Below are 21,064 nucleotides of genomic sequence, written 5' to 3'. Positions count from 1 at the left end.
ACGGCCGCCACCCCAGGGACGCGAGCGCGCCCGCCGCCCGGGTGGGCGGCGGGCGCGTCGTACGGCGTCCTGCGGGGAGGGAGCGGGAGGGCTCAGCCCTTGGTGGCGCCGAGGGTCAGGCCGGCGACGAACTGCTTCTGCAGCACGAAGAACACGACGAGCGTCGGCAGGGCGACGATCACCGAGCCGGCGGCGACGAGGTTGTTGTCGGTGAAGAACTGACCGCGCAGGTTGTTCAGCGCGCTCGTGATGGGGTACTTGTCGCCGCTCTGCAGCAGGACCGTCGCCCAGAAGAACTCGTTGTAGATCCAGGTCACCTCGAGGGTGGCCAGGGCCGCGAGCGGGGGCCGGCACAGCGGCAGCGTCAGCTGGAAGAACTGGCGCAGGACGCCCGCCCCGTCGACCACCGCGGACTCGTAGAGCTCGCGCGGCAGCGTCTTCATGTAGTTGCTCAGCACGAAGGCGCAGAAGCCGGTCTGGAAGGCGACGTTGACCGCGATGAGGCCGACGTAGCTGTTGAGCAGCGTCCCCGAGTCGCTCACCCAGAGCGGCACGTGCACGGCGCGGAACATCCGGTAGACCGGGATGAGCAGCGCCTGCGGCGGAAGGAGGTTCGCCGCCGTGAACAGCCCCAGCAGCGCGAGGTTCCACTTGAAGGCGAACCGCGAGACGACGAAGGCGATGCAGCACGAGAGGAACAGGGTGAGGATCACGGCGGGGATGGTGATGTACGCCGAGTTGAGCAGCTTGTGACCGAAGTCGGCCTGCTGCCAGGCCTGGACGTAGTTCTGGAACGTGAACCCGCCGAAGGACACGTACCCGTGCTCGGCCGTGTAGGAGTAGTCGCGGAACGAGCTGATGACCGCGAAGAACACCGGGAAGAGCCAGAGCACGGCCAGGACGGTGAGGAAGACGTACAGCACGACCCGGGACGTCCTCGCCGCCGGCTTGGGACGGCGGGCCGACGCCGACCCCGTCCGCACGGTGGTCGCGGTGGCGGCGGTCACTGGTCCTCCCTCATGACGATGCGCAGGTAGATGACGATGAAGACCGACGAGATGAGCAGCATGAACGTCGCCAGGGCCGAGCCGAAGCCGATGCGGCTCGCCTCGCCGACGATGTTCTGGGTGACCAGGGTCGCGATGAGCTCGAGCCCGTTGCGGCCCTTGTTGATGACCCACACGAGGTCGAAGGCGCGCAGCGACTCGATGACCGTGACGACGAGGACGATGATGTTGATCGGGCGCATGACCGGGAAGACGATGCGGAAGAACGTCGCCCGCTCGCTCGCCCCGTCGACCTTGGCCGCCTCGCGCAGCGAGGGGTCGACGCCCTTCAGGCCGGCCAGGTAGAGCAGCATGATGTAGCCCATGTGCCGCCAGCTCGCGGCGACGAGGGCCGCCCAGAGGTTGTAGCTCTGGTCGCCGTACCAGTCGATCTGGCTGCCGGTCACGGTGTTGATTAGGCCCTGGTCCTTGCTGTAGATCAGCTGCCAGATGAAGCCGACCAGCGCGAGCGAGAGCACGACCGGCAGGTAGAACGCGGTCTGGTAGATCCGTCCGCCCTTGAGCTCGCGGTCGAGCAGCACGGCCATGAGCATGCCGAGCGGCGTGGCGAGCGCGAACATCACGAGCAGCCAGATGAGGTTGTGCTCGACGGCCGGGACGAACGGCGGGTAGATCGTGACGACGTCGGTGTAGTTCTTCAGACCCACCCACTTGGCCCGGCTGACGTCGCCGATGCCGTTCCAGTTGGTGAAGGACAGCAGCACGGAGCCGACCGCCGGGAACCAGACGAGCAGCACCACGAGCGCCGTGGGGACGGCCACCATGATCCCCACGACGACGCGGTCGACCGCGCTCAGCTGGTTGATGCCGCGGTAGCGGGGTCGCTTGCGCGACCCCGCTGCCGGGGGCGTGACGATGGTGGGGGTCTCGGTCGCCATCAGCTGGTGAAGATGCTCAGCTTCTGCTGCTGGATGCTCTTGACCAGGTTGTCGACGTCGGTCGGCGTCTTGAGGAAGGACTGGATCGCCGGGATCATCACCGTCGAGGCGAAGTCGGGGCGGGTGTCGCGGTCCATGAACTGCGAGATGTGCTTGGCCGACTTGACGAACTCGACCGACTTCTTCTGCAGCGCGGTGTAGCCGCTCTGGTCGGCGTCGCTCGCGGTCGCGATGACGCTCGGGTCGGCCTTGACCGAGATGTTCTGGGCGTCGGCCGAGCCGAAGTAGGACAGCAGCTTCTTGGCGCCGGCCTCGTTCTTCGGGGAGGCGGCCATCATGAAGCCGTCGATCGGCGCCTCGATGGCGTCGGTGCCGATGTTCGAGTCGACTTCCGGGAAGGTGAAGAAGTCGAGGTCGTCCTGCTCGGCGCCCTTGCTGAACTGCTGCGCGACGAAGGCACCGAGGACGTACATCCCCGACTTCTTCTGCTGCAGCGACTGGGCCGCCTCCTGCCAGGTGCGCCCGAGCGAGTCGCTCTGGTGCAGCGGGAGGATGTCACGCCAGGTGTTGAAGACCGCCTTGACCTTGTCGCCGCTCCAGTCCTCCTTCCCGGCCATGAGGCTGACGTGGTAGTCGTAGCTGTTGATCCGCATGTTCAGCTGGTCGAAGGTGCCCATCGCCGGCCAGCCGTCCTTGTCGCCGAAGGCGATCGGGTCGAGGCCGTCCTTCTTCATCTGGGCGCCGAGGGTCTTGAGGTCGTCGAGGGTCTTGGGGACCTCGTAGCCCTTGGAGGACCAGAGGCTCTTGCGGTAGAAGACCGCCCAGGGGTAGTTGGTCGAGGGCATGAAGTACTGCTTGCCGTCGTCGCCCGTCGAGGCCGCCTTGAGGGCGTCGCTCATGTTGCTCTTGCCCTGCCAGACGTCGCTGATGTCGCCGGCCAGGCCCTGGGCGGCGAAGAAGCGCATCCGGTAGCCCGAGAACCAGGTGAAGACGTCGTCGGGCGAGCCCTGCAGGTAGTTGTTGATGTTCTCCTGGAACGTGTTGTGGTCGATCGTGTTGATCTTCACGCTCAGGCCGCTGTTGGCCTTCTGGAAGGAGTCGATGACGCTCTGCAGCGCCGCCTTGGGGGCGGCGTCGGAGCCGTTGGAGCCGAGGCTCACCGTGCCCGTCGCGCCGCTGGTGGCCGCACCGGAGGCGCCGCTCGAGCTCGTGGCGTCGCCGCTGCCGCAGGCGGCGAGGAGGCTCGGGACGGCGAGCAGCGAGCCGGCGCCGACGGCGCCGCGCAGGAGGGCCCGGCGGGAGAAGCCCCGGGCGGACGGCGGGACGAGGCTCGCGAGGTACTCGGCCTCGGTGGACGGGCGGGGCATCTGGACTCCTTCGACGGTGAAGCAGCGTGGTGGCTGTCGGACCCCGTCGTGCCACATAAACGAACACGATCGATCAGGGTCGGACTGAACAATGACGCTCGATCGATCGCCTGTCAACATGCTGCGCCAGATTCACATCGTGCGTGTCGAGCGTCGTTACCGTTGCGTGACAGACGCATCGGGAGCGGTTCACACCCGTCGCCGGCCGCCCGTGGCCCGCTGACCGGTCCTGTTGGAATGTGTTGACTTTTTCGGGAGGCGGCCACGACACTGGCGGCCATGCGACCAGTGCCGGTCCCGCGGCAGCACCTTCCCGGAGGACGATGACCCGTGCTCGCCAGCCAGCGCCGCGACCGCATCCAGGTCCTGCTCGAGGAGCACGGGGCCGTGCGCGTCTCCGACCTCGTCGAGGACCTCGGCGTCTCGGACATGACCGTCCGCCGCGACATCGAGGCCCTCGCCCGCGACGGTCTGCTCGAGCGGGTCCACGGCGGGGCGGTGGCCGCCGGCCGGCTCAGCTCGCACGAGCCCGGGTTCGTGGCCAAGTCCTCGCTGATGACCCTGCAGAAGCGCTCCATCGCCGCGCACGCCGCGACCCTCGTCGAGCCCGGGGCGGCCGTCGCGGTCTCGGCCGGGACGACGACGTACGAGCTCGCCCGCTGCCTGCGCGGCGTCGCCGACATCACCGTCGTCACCAACTCCCCGCCGGTGGCGCAGCTGCTCTACGAGACCCAGACCCCCGGCCAGACGGTCATCCTCACCGGGGGGATCCGCACGAAGTCCGACGCCCTCGTCGGCCCGGTGGCCGTCGGCGCGCTGCGCGGGCTGCACGTCGACCGGCTCTTCCTCGGCACCCACGGCCTGGACGCCGGCGCGGGGCTGACCACCCCCAACCTCGTCGAGGCCGAGACCAACCGCGCCCTCGTGGCCTCGGCGCGCCAGGTGTGCGTCCTGGCCGACCACACCAAGTGGGGCGTGGTCGGCCTGTCCAGCTTCCTCGAGCTCGAGGGCATCGACCTGCTCGTCACCGACGACGGCCTGGTCCCGCACGCGCGGGCCGAGCTGGCCGACCGGGTGACCAGCGTCGTCACCGTCTCGGCGCGCTCGACCGCCGCGCGCCGGCGCGCCCGCGGCGCCTGAACGGGCCCCGCCGGGTAGGGGACGGTCAGGGCGACGTACGACGTCGACCCCGCGGCGGTGGAGCGCGTGCGCGCCCTCGTCGCCTCCCGCCAGGACGTGCTGGACGGCGACTGGGGGCGAGGTGCAGCCCGATGCGGCCGCGCGCAACGCCTACCCCGAGCGGCACTCCAGGCAGGGGTACGCCGCCCGGCACCTCACCCTGACCCGCGGCGCCACCGACGACACCGTGGCCCGGTACGCCTTCGTCGTCGGCGACCTGCGCCGGGTGCACCGCTCGGGGCTCATCGCCTGCCTCTACCGGGCCGCCGAGTGGCGGCACGAGGACGTCGAGCTCGCGGCCCACGGGCTGCTCCAGGAGCTCGACGCCGCGACCTGGCTCACCGGGCTCACCCCGTCGGGATGAGCCGGGCGGTCGATCGCGGACGCGGCGACGCCCGCACGGTGGGAACCGTGCGGGCGTCGTCGTACGTGGTGCTCGGCGCGCTGGGGCGTCGGTCAGCCGACGCGGCCGTAGCTGACGTTGTTGTACGTCCAGATCGAGTGCAGACCGCTGGTCGTGCCCGGGCGCTGGTTGTCGTACATCATCCCGCCGCCGGCGTAGATGCCGACGTGGTAGGCCGGGAAGCCGAAGAAGATCAGGTCGCCCGGCTGGGGGGAGCTGACCGGGGTGGCGAACTGGCGCTGGGCCTCCGCCGTGCGCGGCAGGGTGATGCCGAGGCTGCGGAAGACGAGGCTCGTGTAGCCCGAGCAGTCGGCGCCGGAGGTCGAGATGCCGCCGTACACGTACGGGATGCCGCTGAGGGCGGCGGCCGCGCCGAGGACGCCACCGCGGGGAGCGGCGACGGGAGCGGCCGGCGCGGCGGCGGGGGCCGGCGCGGGGGTCGCGGTCTTCGTCGTGCCCGTGCCGGTCGCCGCGACCGTCGTGCGGGCGACGCGGACGGTGCGCGTCGGCGCGGGGGCCGGGGCGGGCTTGACGATCTTCTTGATCGTCATGGCCGGTGCCGGCGCCGCGGCCGGGGTGCCGGTGAACCCGACGACCCCGAAGGTCGGCGCGTTCGTCGCGGTCGCCGGGGCGGCGACGGCGACGGCGACGGCCGCGACCGAGCCCACCGAGGCGTCGGCGGCGGCCGGGGCCTGCGCCGGGGCCTGCTGCACGGCGGCCAGGGCGGCACCGCTGGCGGTGTCGGCCGGGGCGGCCGAGGCCGGCAGGGCGAAGGTGGCCAGCAGGCCACCGGAGGCGACGACGACCGCCGACGCCTTGACGGCGGGCTGCGCGGTGTGCGCGGCGATGTCGACGATCTCAGTCAGGGGGTTGAACCCGGGGGCGCGATGGCGCCCAGCGTGCTTGCGAGCCACGTGTCAGACCTCTCGCGCCTACGAGGTGAGCTGTCGGATTCGGGTGGAGGTTGAGAGTCACCCGGCCCTACAACGGGGCCCGCACGCGGGTCCGCTGGAGGACTTCACCCCAAGACCGTCCGAGACGGCCGAAGAACGGTGGGTCCCCCGCTCCTGCCATGGCTGCAGTGCCATTCCGTCCCCGAGTGGCAGGACTCGGCGTCTCAGGGAGGACCCTGACCGTGTCTCGGCCAGGTGGCGCACACGCTACAGCACAGGTCTCGGAAATGTCACACCCTGGTCACGGAAGGGCCAAGTAAACGCTTCCACCTGGCATCGCCGCAGGTCAGGGACGTGTCCCCTGGGGCCATAACGACGCTCGCCGGCCGGCTGGGTGGCTGCCGATCCCCTGTCGGCTCTCCGGGACGACCCTGAGTGTCCCCAAGTGGCCACGGGCCACGTGCGGCCCCACGCTTGCGCCCGGGCGCGGGGAAGTTGGCGCGCGCAACCGCCGAGGAGCGGGAGACGGACCTCGGACCGGCCCGGGTCAGGCCACCGGCGCCGCGAACACGTGACCGGCGACGTCGACCGGCAGCGAGACGCCCTCGGCCTTCTCGGCCCCCTCGCGGACCGCGACGACCCGCCCGTCCTCGAGGGTCACCTCGACCCGCTCGCCGGGCAGCAGGCCGGCGCTCGTCAGCAGCGTCAGGGCCTCGTGGTCGACCTGGAGCGGCTCGCCGATGCGCCGCACGAGGACGGTGGTCGGCCGGGCCGAGGCCAGGTCGACCAGCGGCTTCACGCCGTGCAGGAACGGCTCGCCGGGAGCCTCCCCCAGCTCGTCGAGCCCCGGGATCGGGTTGCCGTACGGCGACACGAGGTGGTCCTCGATCATCGCGAGGATCTTGCGCTCCACGCGCTCGCTCATGACGTGCTCCCACCGGCACGCCTCGTCGTGGACGAACTCCCACTCCAGGCCGATGACGTCGACGAGCAGCCGCTCGGCGAGGCGGTGCTTGCGCATGACCCGGGTGGCCAGGGTCCGGCCGTCGTCGGTCAGCTCGAGGTGCCGGTCGCCGGCGACGGTGAGCAGCCCGTCGCGCTCCATCCGGGCCACCGTCTGCGAGACCGTGGGCCCCGAGTGCCCGAGCCGCTCGGCGATCCGGGCCCGCAGCGGCGTGATGCCCTCCTCCTCGAGCTCGAAGATGGTCTTGAGGTACATCTCCGTGGTGTCGATGAGGTCCGTCACGCCGTCATCCTCCCATCCCGCGCCGACGCGCCAGGGTGCGCCGCGAGACGGGGTCGAAGCGGGGCACCCAGACCCGCATCCAGCCGGCCCCGACGAGGGCCAGCCCGCCGAGGGCCACGCAGCCGACCGCCAGCGGCGCCACCACCGTCACGGCCGAGAGCAGGGCCGGCCCCGCCGCGTTGCCGGCGTCGGACATCAGCCGCCACCCGCCGAGGAACTGGGCCCGGTCGCGGTCGGGCGAGGCGTCGGCGCCGAGCGTCATGACGACCCCCGAGCCGATGCCGTTGCCGAGCCCGAGCAGCGTGGCGACGGCGGTGACCCACGCGAACGTCCCGGTCAGCGGGAGCAGCGCCATGCCGATCCCGAGGACGACGAGGCTGGGCACGACGACGAAGACCCGGCCGAACCGGTCCATCACCGTGCCGCCCGGGTAGAACAGCAGCATGTCGACGGCGCCGGAGATGCCGAAGACGAGGCTGGTGTGGGTCGCGTCCAGCCCGACCGCCTGGGCCCACAGCGGCACGACCGCGGTGCGGCAGGCCCGCGCGCCGGAGACGAAGAGCACGCCGACCCCCAGGGTGGCCAGCGTGCGCCGGTGCTCGCCGAGGACGGCGAGCACGGACCGGCGCCCCGGTTCGCGCAGCTGCTCGGCCCGCTCCCCCGAGGTGAGGTCGGGGACGACGAGGAGCAGCAGGAGTGCCGAGACGGAGGAGGCCAGGCCGACGCCGTACGCCGCCCCCACCCCCCACCGCGACACCGCCGCGGCCCCGAGGAAGGGACCGACGAACAGGCCGATGCGGCTGACGCCGCCGAGCACCGACAGGGCGCGCGCCCGCAGCGCGACCGGCACCACCTCGGTGAGGTAGGCCTGGCGGGCCAGCCCGAAGACGGACGCGGACACGCCGAGCACGAGGACCGAGGCGGCCAGGACGGCGACGTTCGGGGCGAGCGCGCTGCCCAGCATCCCGAGGGCCTCGAGGCCGCACGCCCCGATGAGCGCCGTGCGCTCGCCGAACCGGGCCGCGACCGCGCCCGCCGGGAGGTCGCCGAGCAGCTGCCCGATGCCGAGCAGCGCGACCATGAAGGCGGCCAACCCGACGCCGGCGCCGAGGTGCCGTGCGCTCAGGGCGACGACCGGGGTGATCGCGCCGGTGCCGATGGCGGACAGGGCGCTGGGCCCGTACGCCGAGAGGGCGATCGGGCGCAGGTCGCGGACCGACGCCGGCCGTCCGCTCCCCCCGCTCACCCGTCGACCTTAGGCGCGCCGTCCGTCGTCGGAGAAAGGGGTTGTCGCGGCGCCGGAGCGGATTTAGTGTCGGAGGACACGAGAAGGGAGGTGGTCCAGTAGTGAGTTCCCATTGGACGCGTGAGGTGACTGCGCGATAGCGCAGCCGTTCCCGCTGGCCACCTGAGCCGGCGACCGGACGTGCGATCGCAGATCCAGCAGTCGCTGCAGCCCGCGGGCCGCCACACCTTCGTCCCGGTGTGCGCCGCGCTCCCGCCCTTCGTGGGGTGACGAGCCGGCAGTCCGCGGGCCTGTCCGTGCCCGGGCCCGGGCGCCCGGACGACGCCCCCGCGGCGCGTCAGGGCTGGCGGCGCCCCACCAACCAGGCGGCCGGGTCGTCGAGGGACGGGTGCAGGTCGACGTCCTGCGCCGCGGCGCCGCCCCCCGCGCCGACGGCCGTGAAGACGAGCCGGTCGTGCAGCCGGCTCGGCCGGCCCGCCCAGAACTCGACCTCGTGGGGCCGGATCCGGTAGCCCCACCACGTCTCGGGCACGGGGACGTCGTCCGGGCGTCCGTGGTCCGGGTAGCGCCGCTCGAGCTCGGCCACCCGCTCCTCGAGCTCGGCGCGGCTGCCGACCGGGGCCGACTGGTGCGAGGCCCACGCGCTGATCCGCGACCCGTAGGGGCGGCTCGACCAGTACGCCGCGACCTCGTCCTCCTCGATGCGCTCGACGACGCCGCGGAGGCGGACCGCGCGGAACATCGCCGGCCAGACGAGGTTGGCCGCGACGCGCGGGTCGCCACCGAGCTCGAGGCCCTTGGCCGAGTCGGACGAGCTGACGAAGCCGGGGCCGCGCGGGTCGAGGAAGCGCAGCAGGACGGTGCGCACGTTCGGCGCGCCGCTCGCGTCGACGGTGGCGATGCTGATGGCGCGCGGCTCGTAGACGTCGTCGGCGGTGCGGGCCCGCTCGTCGGCCTCGGCGACCCAGCGCTCGAGCTGCTGCCACGGGGTGTCGGCCAGCCGGTCCTCGCCGAGACCCTCCCCCGCGTAGTCGTGGCGCAGGACGGACTGCGGGGAGTCGGGGGTGCTCACCCGCCCAGGCTAGGACGGGCCCGCGCGCGCCTCACTCCTGGATGCGGATGCCGAGCTGCTGGGCGAGGGCGTCGGACAGGTCGATGAGCTGCGGGCGGCTGATGGTGGCCCCGCGCAGGCTGGTCAGCCCCTGCGGGCTCTCGAGGCGGGCGCCGGTGAGGTCGACGTCGGTCATCCGGGCCCCGGACAGCTCCGGCCGCTGCAGGACGCAGCCGTCGAAGGAGACACGGGTGAGGGTGGCGCCGGCGAGGTCGGGCTCGACGAGGACGACGTCCTCGAACCACACGTCCTGCAGCCGGGCGCCGCGCAGGTTGAGGTAGTCGAGCTTGCCGCCGGTCACCCGCACACCGCGCCACGAGCCGTCGTACGCCGCCGCGGCGCCGAGCCGCGGCTGGGTCACCCAGACGTCCGCGAGCTGGGCGCGGCTGAGGTCGAGGCCGGTGCCCCGCACCTGGTGCAGGACGGTGTCGGCCAGCCGCGCGTGCGACAGGTCGGCGTCGGTGAGGTCGCAGTCGAGCAGCACGCACTCGAGGAACCGCGACCCGGTGCCCCGCCCGCCCGTGAGGTCGGCGCCGGCCAGCAGCGCCCGGTCGTAGGTCTCGTCCTCGGCGAGGTCGGTCGCCGGCTCGAGGTCGGCCAGGTCGGCCTCGCGACCCGGGTCCCGCGGCGGCTCGGGCGGCTGCCGGGGCCACCGGCCGCGGGAGGAGGCGGAGGACGACGTACGGCGGCTCGGCACGGCGCCCATCCTGCCCACCCCCGCCGACAGGGGGACGTCTTCTTGCTTCCGATGCGCCAGTCCTGGCCGAGAACCAGGTCAGAACGGGCACATTCGGAGCAAGAAGACGCGTCCCTGAGTGGGTCAGACCTGGGGGCCCTCGGCGCGCAGCTTGTCGACCTCGGCCATGGCCTCGCGCAGGCCGGAGAGCCACTCCTCGGTGTGCTGGCCGACGAGGGCGACGGCCCAGGCGAGCGCCTCGGAGCGCGACCGGGCGACGCCGGCGTCGACGAGGGTGTCGAGGACCTGGCGCTGCGGCTGGCGCAGCCGGGTCATGACGGGGACCGACTGGGTCGTGAAGACCTCGGTGACGTCGCCGATCCGGGCCCCCCAGCCGACCTTGCGGCCGTAGCGCTGCTCGGCCTCGCGCGCGATGGCGACCCGCTCGTCGCGGGTGTCCTCGCGGAACCGGCTGATCCGGCCCTGCGCGGTCGCGGTCGCCGACTCCCCCTCGGCGGCGTCGACGGGCGGGAGCTCGCCGACGACGATGATCTCCTCGCGGTCGACGCTGACGGTCGGTCGCCCGGTGAACCAGCCGTCGGGCAGGCGCCCGGCGAACCAGGCGGCCGCGTCGTCGGCCGACGGCAGGTCGGCCTGCTGCCAGCCGCCCGGACGGCCGAAGGGACCGCCGCGACGGCGACCGCGCGGTCCGCCGGGACCGCCCGGGCCCTCGCCCTCGGGTCCGCGGGGTCCGCCGCCGGGCCCGAAACCGGGTCCGGAGCCGGGGCCGAAGCCGAACGGGCCGCCGGGGCGGCCGGGGTGACGGTGGTGGTGGTGCTCGTGCATGTGATGCTCCTCGGTAATGGTGATTACAGGATTACACGGCGACGAACCACCGTCCAGCCCCTCGTGTTCCCGTCCGTCCCGTGACCGCCTCGGACCGCCGCCGCGGGGGAGGTGGTGGGATGACCCCATGAGCGCGCTGCCCTCGATCCCGGCGGACCTGCTGCCCGCCGACGGCCGGTTCGGCTCCGGGCCGAGCAAGGTCCGCCCGGAGCAGATGGCCCGGCTGGCCGCGGTCGGCCGGACGCTGCTGGGGACCTCGCACCGCCAGGCCCCGGTCCGCTCGCTCGTCGGCGGCATCAGGGAGGGCCTGCGCACGCTGTTCTCCCTGCCCGACGGCTACGAGGTCGTCCTCGGCAACGGCGGGTCGACCGCCTTCTGGGACGCCGCCGCCCTCGGCCTGGTCCGCGAGCGCAGCCAGCACTGCGTGCACGGCGAGTTCTCCGCGAAGTTCGCGGCGGTGACCGCCGGCGCGCCGTTCCTCGCCGAGCCGACGCGGGTCACCGCGGAGCCCGGCGGGTGCGCGACGCCGTACGGCGAGCCGGGGGTCGACGTCTACGCGTGGCCGCACAACGAGACCTCGACCGGCGTCATGGCCCCGGTCCGGCGCGTCGAGGGCGCCGACGAGGACTCGCTCGTCGTCGTCGACGCCACCTCCGGCGCCGGGGGGCTGCCGGTCGACGTCGCGCAGACCGACGTCTACTACTTCGCCCCGCAGAAGTCCTTCGCGTCCGACGGCGGCCTCTGGCTGGCCCTGATGTCCCCTGCCGCGCTCGAGCGGGTCGATCAGGTCGCCGCGAGCGGCCGCTGGATCCCGGAGTTCCTCAGCCTGCGCACCGCCGTCGCCAACAGCCGCCAGGACCAGACCCTCAACACGCCGGCCCTGGCCACCCTCGTCCTGCTGGCCGAGCAGCTGACCTGGATGAACGAGCAGGGCGGGCTCGCCTGGGCGACCGCGCGCACGGCCGAGAGCTCCGGCCGGCTCTACGGGTGGGCCGAGGCGGCGCCGTACGCCGTCCCGTTCGTCACCGACCCGGCGCTGCGCAGCCAGGTGGTCGGCACCGTCGACCTCGTGGACGAGGTCGACGCCGCCGCGGTCGCGGCGACCCTGCGCGCGCACGGGGTCGTCGATGTCGAGCCCTACCGCAAGCTGGGTCGCAACCAGCTGCGGGTGGCGATGTTCCCGGCCGTCGACCCGGACGACGTCACCGCGCTCACCCGCTGCGTCGACCACGTCGTCGCGGCCCTCTCCGAGGGGTCGCCGGCCGGCCCGTAACCCCGTCGCCCCACCCTCGTTGAGCACGCCGAGGGCCGGTCCTCGCGCGTCCGCGCGACCCGGCGCCCGACTCGACGAGGAGGAGCAACACCGTGGGACGAGGGGCACGAGGAGCGCACCGGCAGACCACCCGGCGGGTCCGCGAGCTGCGGCTGCGCCGGCCGACGTGGCGGCAGCTGGCCGCCGGGGTCCCCGCGCTGGCCCTCGTCGTCACCGGCACCGCGCTCGCCGCGACGGGCGCGGGCGTCGACGGCGCCACCGTCGCCCAGGGCACCACCCGCTTCCCGCACCGCATCGAAGTGCCCGCCCAGCCGCAGCGCGAGCAGGCCACGTCCCTGCAGTCGGCGCTGACCAACCCCCTTCCGGCCCTGGCCCTGCCGACCGGCATGACCGCGCTGCCCGCGCTCGGCTCCGTGCAGGGCGCCCCGGCGGCCCCGAGCCCCACCGTCGTCCTCGACCGGTCCGGCATCCCCGCCGCGGCCCTCGCGGCGTACCACCTGGCGGCCTCGCTCCTGCAGCAGGCCGACCCGGCCTGCCACCTCGACTGGTCGGTCCCGGCCGCGATCGGCCGCGTCGAGAGCAACCACGCGCGCTTCGGCGGCAACCGGCTGGACGCGGCGGGTGTCGCGCGGCCGGGGATCCTCGGCATCCCCCTCGACGGCCGCGGCGGCACGGCGCGGATCACCGACACCGACCACGGCGTGTGGGACCACGACACGACGTACGACCGCGCCGTCGGCCCGATGCAGTTCATCCCCGGCACCTGGCGCAGCGTCGGCCAGGACGCCGACGGCCGCGGCACGGCCGACCCGCAGGACATGGCCGACGCCGCCACGGCGGCGGGGGTCTACCTGTGCAGCGGCGGCGGCGACCTGGCGAAGGACGCGGACCTGTACTCCGCCGTCTACCGCTACAACCGGTCGGACGCCTACGTCCGCACGGTGATGAACCTCGCCAGGGCCTACCGCGCGGGCGTCACCGAGCTGCCGCTCTCGCAGCTGCCGGCCGCGCACCCCGCGACGGCCGGCTCGTCCGCCGACTCCGGGTTCGCGCCCGGGGGCACGACGAGCGCGTCCGGGCCGACGGGGTCGCGGACGACGCCGCCCGCGCAGGCCGGTGGGCGCCCCACCTCCCCCTCCGGCGGCTCCGCCGGCTCCGGTACGACGCCCCCGACCCGCACCCCCTCGTCGACCTCCACCCCGCCCGTGGTCGCCGCCCCGGCACCGCCGTCGGTCCCGGCGCCGGTGAGGTCGGTGACCAGCGCGGTCTCGAGCGTCGCGACGCAGGTCGTGACGACGCTGCGGCGCGTGGCCGTCGGCAACCCGCTCCAGCTCGTCGGGACGCTCGTGTCCGGCGTCCTGCCCCCCACCTCGTCGCAGCTGCCGGCCCCGGTCGGGGCGCTCACCTCGGTGCTGCGCACCGACAGCACGACGCTGCCGGGGCTCGACCGGGCGTGCCTCCAGCAGGTCGGGCAGGTGTCCGTCCCACTGGTCGGGACGCTGCCGACCTACCAGCAGGTGCGCTGCCCCGCGAACACCCGGTAGCCCTCCGCGCACGGCTCCCCACCCGACGCCGCCGGACCCACCCGGGTCCGGCGGCGTCGTCGTACGGGCTCGATGTCGTTAGCCAAAGTAATGAGTTAGGCTCATCATCGATGACCGCCTCACGACCGTCCCCCCCGACCCCCGCCCAGGTGGCGCGTTTCGCGACCGACCTGCGCGTCGCCTGCCAGCGGATCAGCCGCCGGGTGCGCTTCGAGTCCACCCACGAGGTGGCCCCGCACCAGTTCTCGGTGCTCATCCGGCTCGAGGACGCGCCCCGCACGCCCGGCGAGCTCGCCGAGATCGAGCGGGTCGCCAAGCCGAGCATGACCCGCACCGTCGCCGCCCTCGTCGAGCGCGGCCTCGTCAGCCGGCAGGACGACCCGAGCGACGGGCGGCAGGTGATCCTCTCGCTCACCGTCGAGGGCCGCGCCCTGGTCCGGCAGATCCGCCGGCGTCGCGACGCGTGGATGTCGAGCCGGATCGCCGCGCTGCCGGCCGACGAGCAGGAGGTCCTCGCCCGGGCCACCGCGATCCTCATGCGGGTGGCGAGCGAGTGAGCCCGACCTTCGCCTCGCTGTCGATCCGCAACTACCGGATCTACGCCACCGGCTCGCTCGTGTCCAACGTCGGGACGTGGATGGGCCGCGTCGGCCAGGACTGGCTCGTCCTCACCGTCCTGACGAACCACTCGTCGACGGCGCTCGGCTTCGTCACCGGCCTGCAGTTCCTGCCCTTCCTGCTGCTCGCCCCCTTCACCGGGGCGATCGCCGACCGCTTCCCCAAGCGGCGCATCCTCTTCTGCTCGCAGAGCGCGCTCGCGCTCTCCGCGCTCGTGCTGGCGACGCTCACCCTCACCGGCGTCGTCCAGCTGTGGCACGTCTACGCGGTGGCGCTCTTCCAGGGCGTCGCGACGGCGGTCGACAACCCGGCCCGGCAGACCTTCGTCTCCGAGATGGTGCCGCGCCAGCAGCTGAGCAACGCGGTCGGGCTCAACAGCGCCTCGTTCAACGCCGGCCGGCTGCTCGGCCCCGGCATCGCCGGCCTCGTCATCGCCGGTGTCGGCACCGGTCTCGCGCTGCTGCTCAACGGGTTGTCGTTCTTCTTCGTCCTCGCCTCGCTGGCCTCGATGCACACGGACGAGCTCAACCCGGTGCCGACCTCACGGGGCCGCGGCCAGGTCCGCGAGGGCTTCGCCTACGTCCGCAGCCGGCCCGACCTCATGCTGCTCATGGGGCTCGTCTTCGTCCTCGGCACCTTCGGGATGAACTTCCAGATCACCACCGCGCTCATGGCGACGCAGGCGTTCCACAAGGGCCCGACGGAGTACGGCCTGCTCGGCTCGATCATGGCCATCGGCTCGCTCGCCGCGGCCCTGCTCGCCGCCCGCCGCAAGAACCCGCGGCTGCTGGTCGTCGTCGTCGCCCTCGCCGGGTTCACCGTCGCCACCGCGGTGGCGTCGATCGCGCCGACGTACGACCTGTTCGCGCTCTCGCTGGTGCCCGTCGGTCTCTTCGCCCTGACGGCGATGAACACGGCCAACTCGACCGTGCAGCTGAGCGTCGACCCGCAGGTGCGGGGCCGGGTCATGTCGCTCTACATGGCCATCCTCATGGGCGGCACGCCCATCGGGTCGCCGCTCATCGGGTGGATCGGCGACCACGCCGGCCCGCGCTGGACCATCGGCGTCGGCAGCATCGCCGTCGGCCTCTCGCTCGCCGTGGTCGCGGTCGTCTTCCTGCGCAGCGGCCGTGTCCGGATCGCGGTCGAGCGCGCCGACACGGCCAGGCTGCCCCGCCTGCGGCTCGTCCGACGCCCCGTCACCGCGCCGGTGATCCCCGAGCCCGAGGCGGTCCGCTGACGCCGACCGGCGGTGCGAGGATCACCGGGTGACCCCTCGCTTCCGCCGCCGGCTGACGGTCGGCGCCCTCGCGGTGCTCGTGCTCGTCGCGCTGGTCGCGACCCTCTGGCCGCACCCACGGTAGGACCCCTGCGAATCGGGTTCGGCCCACTCGGCTCGGTGCGTGACACGAGTCGAGCGGGCCGAATCCGATTCGGGTCCCTGGCGGGAGGAGCGTCAGGCGACGCCGAGGACGGTCTTGATCGGGTCGATGGCGAAGTAGACGACGAAGAGGCCCGCGACGACCCACATGAGGGCGTGGATCTGGGCGGCCTTGCCGCGGACGACCTTGAGGAAGACGAAGGCGAGGAAGCCCGCGCCGATGCCGACGGTGATCGAGTACGAGAACGGCATGAGGACGATGGCGAGGAACGCCGGCACGGCGATCTCCAGGTCGTCCCAGTCGATCTCCTTGACCTGCTGCATCATGAGGAACCCGACGACGACGAGCGCCGGCGTCGCCGCCTCGTAGGGCACGACCCCGACGACGGGGGCGAGGAACGTCGTGAGCAGGAAGAGCACCCCGGTGACGACCGAGGCCAGCCCCGTCCGGGCGCCTTCGCCGACGCCCGAGGCCGACTCGATGTACGCCGTGTTGCTGCTGACGCTGCCGGCGCCGCCGGCCACGGCCGCGAGCGAGTCGACGAGCAGGATCCGCTGGTACTGCGGCGGGTTGCCGTCCTCGTCGAGCAGGCCGGCCTCGCTGCCGATGGCGACCATCGTGCCCATCGTGTCGAAGAAGTCGGCCAGCATGAGGGTGAAGACGAGCAGCACCGCGGCGACGACGCCGATCTTCGAGAACGAGCCCAGCAGGTTGAAGTGCCCCAGCAGCCCGAAGTCGGGGGTGTCGACCCACGTCGACGGCAGCTTCGGCACGCCCAGGCCCCAGCCGGCCGGGTTGACCAGCTCGCCCTTGGCGTTGGTCGAGGACCCGACGTGGAAGACGGCCTCGACGACCACCGCGAGCACGGTCGCGCCGAGCACGCCCCACAGGATCGCGCCCTTGACCTTGAGCGCGATCATCCCGACGATCGCCGCGAGCCCGACGACGAAGACGAGCAGCGGCCACCCGCTGAGGAAGCCGCCGACGGCGAACTCCAGCGGCGGCCCGGACGGGTTCGGCGTGAAGCCGCCCTGCCCGCTCGGCACGGTCGGCCGGCGGACGAGGCCGGAGTCGACGAGGCCGATGAGGGTGATGAACAGGCCGATGCCGACCGAGATCGCCGTCTTGAGCTGCGCCGGCACCGCGCGCAGGACGGCGGTCCGGAACCCGGTGAGGACGAGCACCGTGATGACGATGCCCTCGAGGACGACGAGCCCCATCGCGTCGGCCCAGGTCATCTGCGGCAGCTTGGCGATGCCGAAGGCGACGAACGCGTTGAGCCCCAGACCGGTGGCGAGCGCGATGGGGAAGTTCGCGTAGACGCCCATGACGATGGTCATCACGCCGGCGACGAGCGCGGTGCCCGCCGCGACGAGGGTGATGGCCCGCCCGACGTCACCGCCGCCGAGGAACCCGCCCGTGCTGTCGGCCTGCGTGCCGATGATGAGCGGGTTGAGCACGACGATGTAGGCCATCGTGAAGAAGGTGACGATCCCGCCGCGGACCTCGCGGCCGACCGTCGAGCCGCGCTCGGTGATGTGGAAGTAGCCGTCGAGGCCGCCGCGGCGGGGCGGGGACGACGTGGCGGTGGTCGACATGGCGCCGACCGTAGCGCCGCCGTGTGACGGCCGTGTGACGGCGCGCGGCTAGGCTCGCCACGTGGACGACAGCCGCGAGGGCACCCCCGCCCCGGCCCCGCCCCCGACCCCGCCGGTCGAGCCGCTCGCGGTCCCGATGCGGCGCATCGTCGAGGGGGGTCTGGCGCTGTGGGCCGCGGCCCTCGTCGTCGTCCTCGCCGTCCCCGCCCTGCACGCCGGGTCCCGGTCGTGGTGGCCGTGGTGCTGCGCCGCCGGGCTGGTCCTCGGCGCGGTCGGCTGGCTCTACCTGCGCCGCGGCCGCGGCAACGCCGCGAGCGCCTGACGCCCGTACGACGTCGCTAGCCTCGGTCCAGGAGCGGTGCGGCCAGGTCGTCGGACGGTAGGAAGGCGATGTCACCGGAGACGGGGACGGCGACCTTGCCGGGGCTGGTCCCCGTCCAGGCCACGGTCTGCGGGGTGGAGTACCGGAAGGGGACGTGGACGTAGCCGTCGGGATCCCGGCTCACGTTCCCCACGACCAGCTCCGCAGGGGCGACCACGCTGGTCAGCCCGGGCTTGTTCCGCACCGCGTAGAGCCGCCTCGGGCAGGTGGGCGACATCCCCGGACCCTGGGTCACGCAGGTCGTCAGCTGGGTCACCACCCCGGCCCCGATCAGGTCCAGCAGGTCCTGTGAGGCGGTCCAGCTGAAGTCGTGGCGCAGCACCGTCACCCGCGTCGCCGCGTCCGCGGCGTGCACGACGACGAGGGTCGGCGGCGCGTCGCCCACACCCGCCGTCAGCAGCGGGACGTCCGGCGTCGTCAACGGGTAGACCCCCGGGTACATCAGCACCGGCCGGGCCGAGCCGGTCCTCGTGCCCCCCGGCCCCTGATCGGCAGCGGCCGCCGGGTTCGTCCCCGTGAGGAAGGGGATCGCCACGCCCGCGATCGTTGGTGGCCCGAGCGTGGGCAGGTTGGGACGCAGGTCGACCGGGACGAGCAACGGGTCGACGACGGTCCACCTGTGCGTGAAGGGGAAGCCGTCCGCGTCGCGGCGGACCCGCAGCGCCGCGACGCCGCTGCGCTGGCCGACGGCGTAGGTGAGATCGACCGTGACGGACTGACCGACCGGCACGTCCACCCCACCGGGACGGCCGGTCTCCACGGCCGCGCTCAGCGGGCGGATGCGCGTGGCGCGGGCGAGCGCCGCGTCGCTCAGCAGCCGGGGGACGACCCGCCCCTTCTCCGACGACACCGGGGCCACCCGGCGCGCGGCGGCCGAGGCGCGACCGTCGGCGATGAGGCTCGCGTAGTCGAGGACCGCCTGCTCGGGCCCGTTGAGCTGGTTGAAGGCCACGGTGCTCGCGGCACCACCGACGCCGAGCACGACGAGCACGACCAGGAGCGCGCCCAGCGCCCGCAGCCGGGTCACCCGGCGTCCCGCCACCCGAGGGGGCACGCGTCCGTGGTCTCAGACGAGGTCGAGCGCGAGCTCGTCCATGATCGGGGTGCCCATCGGCTCCGGCTCGGGCTCGGGCGCCCGGGTCTCGCTGTGCGCCCCGCACCCGTGGTCGAGGCTGACGACGGCGCCGTCGGAGGACGACCACTCGTTGGCGCAGACCCCGAAGACCTGGCGCAGCGCGCCCGCCATGGGCAGGAAGAACCCGCAGGAGGCGCACTTGCCCTCCGAGCGCTCGGCGACGTCGGTGCTCGGCCCGTGCGCGCCGTCGTACCAGCGCTGGGCGGCGACCTCGCGGCCCTCCGCGCTCAGCACGCGGGGGCGGCCGAGGCCGAGCTCCCACAGCGCGACCTGGTCGACGTCCTCGTCACCGGTGGCCTCGAAGCCCTCCTCCAGGAGGGGGTCGTCACCGCGGTAGGGCAGGACGTCGCCCGCGCCGAGGTCGCCCGGGGCCAGGCGCTGCGCCCACGGCAGCCACTCGGGCGCGAGGACGGAGTCGGGGCCGGGCAGGAGGTTGGTCTCGCAGACCGTCGCCTCCTTCTGTCGGGGCGCCCGGGCCACGCTGACCGCCCAGCGCCACCCCCGGTAACCGGGGTTGGCGCACGCGAACCAGTGCATGGCCAGCCGCTCCTCGAGCATGGTCGTCTCGAGGTGCTCGCCCACCGCGCCGGGGTCGGCGATCTCCTCGAGCACCGCGCGGGCGAGGTCGACCGACCCCACGAGGACGGCGTCGCGCTTGACGGCGGGCGGCACCTCAGGCCTCGATCTCGGTGGCGACGGCCCGCATGACCTGGGCCACCTTGCCGGCGAACTCCTTGTCGGGGTGGCGCCCGTGGCGCAGCCCCTCGCCGACGGTGTCGAGCAGCTTGATGAGGTCCTCGACGATGACGACCATCTCCTCGGCCGGCTTGCGCGAGGCCGCGCGCTTGCCCGCGGCGACCGACGGCGGCGGGTCGAGCAGGGTGACCTGCATGGCCTGCGCCCCGCGGCGGCCCGCCGCGACGGAGAACTCGACGCGGGCGCCGCCCTTGAGCGTCGTGACGCCCTCGGGCAGGGAGTTCGCGTGCAGGAAGACGTCACCGCCCTCGTCGTCCGCGAGGAAGCCGAAACCCTTCTCCGCGTCGTACCACTTGACCTTGCCGGTCGGCATGGGAGTCCACCTTCGATCGTGCCGTGCTCGGGTGCGTGCTGAGGGACCGCAGCGACTCGCACCGGCGCGACGGACCCCGTGGAGTCTATGCGAGACGGGCAACCGGTTTGGCCGGTCCGCCCGTTCCGCCCCCGCGAGGGTGCGGGAGCGGGTCAGCCGACCCGGACCCCCCAGGTCGCGGTGTGCGTCACCCCGGGCTCGAGGACGACGAGGTCGGTGCCGGACACCAGCGCCCCCGGCGGGCAGGTCATCGGCTCGACGGCGATGCCGTTGCTGCCCTCGGTGGCCGACGTCGCGCGCCCGGTGAAGACCTGCAGCCACGGGTGGTGCTCGTCGCCCCACAGCGTCAGCCGCCCGTGCGGCACGCCCTCGACGACGACGGACCAGCGGCCGTCCCCGTCGCGCTCGACGTCGGTGAAGGCGTTGTCGAGCGCGGTGTCCCCGACCGGTCGCGAGCGGCGGAAGTCGTACGGCGTCCCGTCCACCGGGTGGGTGGCGACCGGCAGCAGCCGGTCGGGGGTCACCTCGAGCCAGCGGCGGGCCGGGACGGTGAGGACGACGTCGGCCAGCGGCGTGTCCCCGAGCGAGAGGTAGGGGTGCGCCCCGTAGCCGTACGGCGCCGCGCTCCCGGACCGGTTGGTCACGCTCGTCGTCACGGTGAGCCCGTCGTCGTGGAGGGCGTAGCGGACCTCGAGGTCGAGCACCCAGCCCCACCCGGGCTGGGGGTGGAGGCGGTGCCCCACCGTGAGGTTCGCCCCGTCCTGGTCGGACTCCTGCCCGACGAGGTGCCACGACGCCCAGCGGACCAGGCCGTGGCTGGCGTTGTGCAGGTCGGGCTCGGTGAGCGGGAGCTTGAGGTCGACCCCGTCCCACGACCAGCGGCCGTCGGCGACGCGGTTCGGCCACGGCACGAGCAGCTGGCCGCGGCCCGCGAGCGCCATCGCGTCGGCGGGGTAGCCGGCCAGCACGTCGACGCCGTCGCGGGTCCAGGTGCGCAGCCCGCCACCGACCTCGACGACGGTCACCTCGTCGGCGCCGTGCCGCAGGGTCCACTGCTGCCCGCTGGGCAGGGCCGGGTCGGTCGGGTCCGGGGCGGCGCTCACACGGGCGACCCTAGCCCTCACCGCCCCCGCCCGGTCGGCCCCGGCCAC

21 protein-coding genes and 1 riboswitch are annotated in these 21,064 nt (G+C 73.5%); of the genes, 7 read left to right on the top strand and 14 right to left on the bottom strand.

Going from position 1 to position 21,064, the window contains the following annotated elements; genetic code table 11:
• Nucleotides 1-92: 92 nt before the first annotated feature.
• The 3 genes from FB458_RS10330 to FB458_RS10320 are packed head-to-tail and all read right to left on the bottom strand — an operon-like array spanning nt 93 to nt 3,312.
• Complete coding sequence (locus FB458_RS10330; protein ID WP_141848415.1) at nt 93-1,007, bottom strand: carbohydrate ABC transporter permease; 915 nt, start codon at nt 1,005-1,007, stop codon at nt 93-95.
• Nucleotides 1,004-1,945, bottom strand: a complete 942-nt coding sequence (locus FB458_RS10325) for a carbohydrate ABC transporter permease (protein WP_141848414.1) — start codon at nt 1,943-1,945, stop codon at nt 1,004-1,006. The genes FB458_RS10330 and FB458_RS10325 overlap by 4 nt, the downstream gene beginning before the upstream one ends.
• The gene (locus tag FB458_RS10320; RefSeq protein ID WP_141848413.1) at nt 1,945-3,312 is read right to left on the bottom strand and encodes an ABC transporter substrate-binding protein; all 1,368 of its coding nucleotides are present in this window, start codon (nt 3,310-3,312) and stop codon (nt 1,945-1,947) included. Before FB458_RS10320 ends, FB458_RS10325 begins: the two co-directional genes overlap by 1 nt.
• 330 nt (nt 3,313-3,642) lie before the next feature.
• On the opposite strand from FB458_RS10320, the gene FB458_RS10315 reads away from it, so the two are divergent.
• Nucleotides 3,643-4,452: a DeoR/GlpR family DNA-binding transcription regulator gene (locus tag FB458_RS10315; RefSeq protein WP_141848412.1), complete on the top strand. Its 810-nt coding sequence runs from the start codon at nt 3,643-3,645 to the stop codon at nt 4,450-4,452.
• Nucleotides 4,453-4,573: 121 nt separating this feature from the next.
• Nucleotides 4,574-4,855, top strand: a complete 282-nt coding sequence (locus FB458_RS10310) for a hypothetical protein (RefSeq protein ID WP_246061156.1) — start codon at nt 4,574-4,576, stop codon at nt 4,853-4,855.
• 92 nt (nt 4,856-4,947) lie between these two features.
• On the opposite strand, the gene FB458_RS21305 is transcribed toward FB458_RS10310, so the two are convergent.
• The 6 genes from FB458_RS21305 to FB458_RS10280 all read right to left on the bottom strand — a co-directional run bounded on the left by FB458_RS21305 (nt 4,948) and on the right by FB458_RS10280 (nt 10,912).
• Nucleotides 4,948-5,808 carry a C40 family peptidase gene (locus FB458_RS21305; RefSeq protein WP_170185630.1) on the bottom strand — a complete coding sequence of 287 codons (861 nt, stop codon included), beginning with the start codon at nt 5,806-5,808 and terminating at the stop codon, nt 4,948-4,950.
• Nucleotides 5,809-5,988, bottom strand: a riboswitch (cyclic di-AMP (ydaO/yuaA leader). It abuts the gene before it with no gap.
• Between the two features lie 346 nt (nt 5,989-6,334).
• The gene (locus tag FB458_RS10300; RefSeq protein WP_141848411.1) at nt 6,335-7,033 is read right to left on the bottom strand and encodes an iron-dependent transcriptional repressor DtxR; all 699 of its coding nucleotides are present in this window, start codon (nt 7,031-7,033) and stop codon (nt 6,335-6,337) included.
• A 4-nt stretch (nt 7,034-7,037) separates the two neighbouring features.
• Nucleotides 7,038-8,279: an MFS transporter gene (locus FB458_RS10295; RefSeq protein ID WP_141848410.1), complete on the bottom strand. Its 1,242-nt coding sequence runs from the start codon at nt 8,277-8,279 to the stop codon at nt 7,038-7,040.
• A gap of 337 nt (nt 8,280-8,616) precedes the next feature.
• Nucleotides 8,617-9,351 carry a pyridoxamine 5'-phosphate oxidase gene (gene pdxH / locus FB458_RS10290; protein ID WP_246061155.1) on the bottom strand — a complete coding sequence of 245 codons (735 nt, stop codon included), beginning with the start codon at nt 9,349-9,351 and terminating at the stop codon, nt 8,617-8,619.
• A gap of 31 nt (nt 9,352-9,382) precedes the next feature.
• Entirely contained in the window at nt 9,383-10,087 is a 705-nt protein-coding gene (locus FB458_RS10285; RefSeq protein WP_211356003.1) for a pentapeptide repeat-containing protein, read from the bottom strand.
• Between the two features lie 123 nt (nt 10,088-10,210).
• Nucleotides 10,211-10,912 carry a hypothetical protein gene (locus tag FB458_RS10280; protein ID WP_281286091.1) on the bottom strand — a complete coding sequence of 234 codons (702 nt, stop codon included), beginning with the start codon at nt 10,910-10,912 and terminating at the stop codon, nt 10,211-10,213.
• Between the two features lie 127 nt (nt 10,913-11,039).
• On the opposite strand from FB458_RS10280, the gene serC reads away from it, so the two are divergent.
• From serC to FB458_RS10260, 4 genes are all read left to right on the top strand, one after another.
• The gene (serC, locus tag FB458_RS10275; protein ID WP_141848408.1) at nt 11,040-12,185 is read left to right on the top strand and encodes a phosphoserine transaminase; all 1,146 of its coding nucleotides are present in this window, start codon (nt 11,040-11,042) and stop codon (nt 12,183-12,185) included.
• 92 nt (nt 12,186-12,277) lie between these two features.
• Nucleotides 12,278-13,729, top strand: coding sequence for a lytic transglycosylase domain-containing protein (locus FB458_RS10270; protein ID WP_141848407.1), 1,452 nt, complete (start codon nt 12,278-12,280; stop codon nt 13,727-13,729).
• Between the two features lie 110 nt (nt 13,730-13,839).
• Complete coding sequence (locus FB458_RS10265) at nt 13,840-14,286, top strand: MarR family winged helix-turn-helix transcriptional regulator (RefSeq protein ID WP_141848406.1); 447 nt, start codon at nt 13,840-13,842, stop codon at nt 14,284-14,286.
• A complete protein-coding gene (locus tag FB458_RS10260) occupies nt 14,283-15,587 on the top strand; it encodes an MFS transporter (RefSeq protein WP_141848405.1) in 1,305 nt (434 codons plus the stop codon). Before FB458_RS10265 ends, FB458_RS10260 begins: the two co-directional genes overlap by 4 nt.
• Nucleotides 15,588-15,803: 216 nt before the next feature.
• On the opposite strand, the gene FB458_RS10255 is transcribed toward FB458_RS10260, so the two are convergent.
• Nucleotides 15,804-17,327 (bottom strand): NCS2 family permease, encoded by a 1,524-nt coding sequence (locus FB458_RS10255; RefSeq protein ID WP_141848404.1) that lies wholly within the window; start codon nt 17,325-17,327, stop codon nt 15,804-15,806.
• Between the two features lie 61 nt (nt 17,328-17,388).
• Here FB458_RS10255 and FB458_RS10250 point away from each other — a divergent pair, with 61 nt between their 5' ends.
• On the top strand, nt 17,389-17,649 hold the full coding sequence (locus FB458_RS10250; RefSeq protein WP_246061154.1) for a DUF2530 domain-containing protein: 261 nt from the start codon (nt 17,389-17,391) through the stop codon (nt 17,647-17,649).
• A gap of 16 nt (nt 17,650-17,665) precedes the next feature.
• Here the strand turns inward: FB458_RS10250 and FB458_RS10245 are convergent, their stop codons facing one another.
• The 4 genes from FB458_RS10245 to FB458_RS10230 form a co-directional block, all read right to left on the bottom strand.
• Entirely contained in the window at nt 17,666-18,763 is a 1,098-nt protein-coding gene (locus FB458_RS10245; RefSeq protein ID WP_141848403.1) for a hypothetical protein, read from the bottom strand.
• A gap of 12 nt (nt 18,764-18,775) precedes the next feature.
• The gene (locus FB458_RS10240) at nt 18,776-19,516 is read right to left on the bottom strand and encodes a DUF3027 domain-containing protein (protein WP_141848402.1); all 741 of its coding nucleotides are present in this window, start codon (nt 19,514-19,516) and stop codon (nt 18,776-18,778) included.
• Between the two features lies 1 nt (nt 19,517).
• Nucleotides 19,518-19,913, bottom strand: coding sequence for a cold-shock protein (locus FB458_RS10235; protein ID WP_141848401.1), 396 nt, complete (start codon nt 19,911-19,913; stop codon nt 19,518-19,520).
• A 152-nt stretch (nt 19,914-20,065) separates the two neighbouring features.
• Nucleotides 20,066-21,016 (bottom strand): aldose 1-epimerase family protein, encoded by a 951-nt coding sequence (locus tag FB458_RS10230; protein ID WP_141848400.1) that lies wholly within the window; start codon nt 21,014-21,016, stop codon nt 20,066-20,068.
• Between the last annotated feature and the right edge of the window lie 48 nt (nt 21,017-21,064).

The sequence above is a fragment of the Lapillicoccus jejuensis genome (genome assembly GCF_006715055.1).
Classification (GTDB): domain Bacteria; phylum Actinomycetota; class Actinomycetes; order Actinomycetales; family Dermatophilaceae; genus Lapillicoccus; species Lapillicoccus jejuensis.
This window is presented reverse-complemented; position numbering and strand designations above follow the sequence as displayed.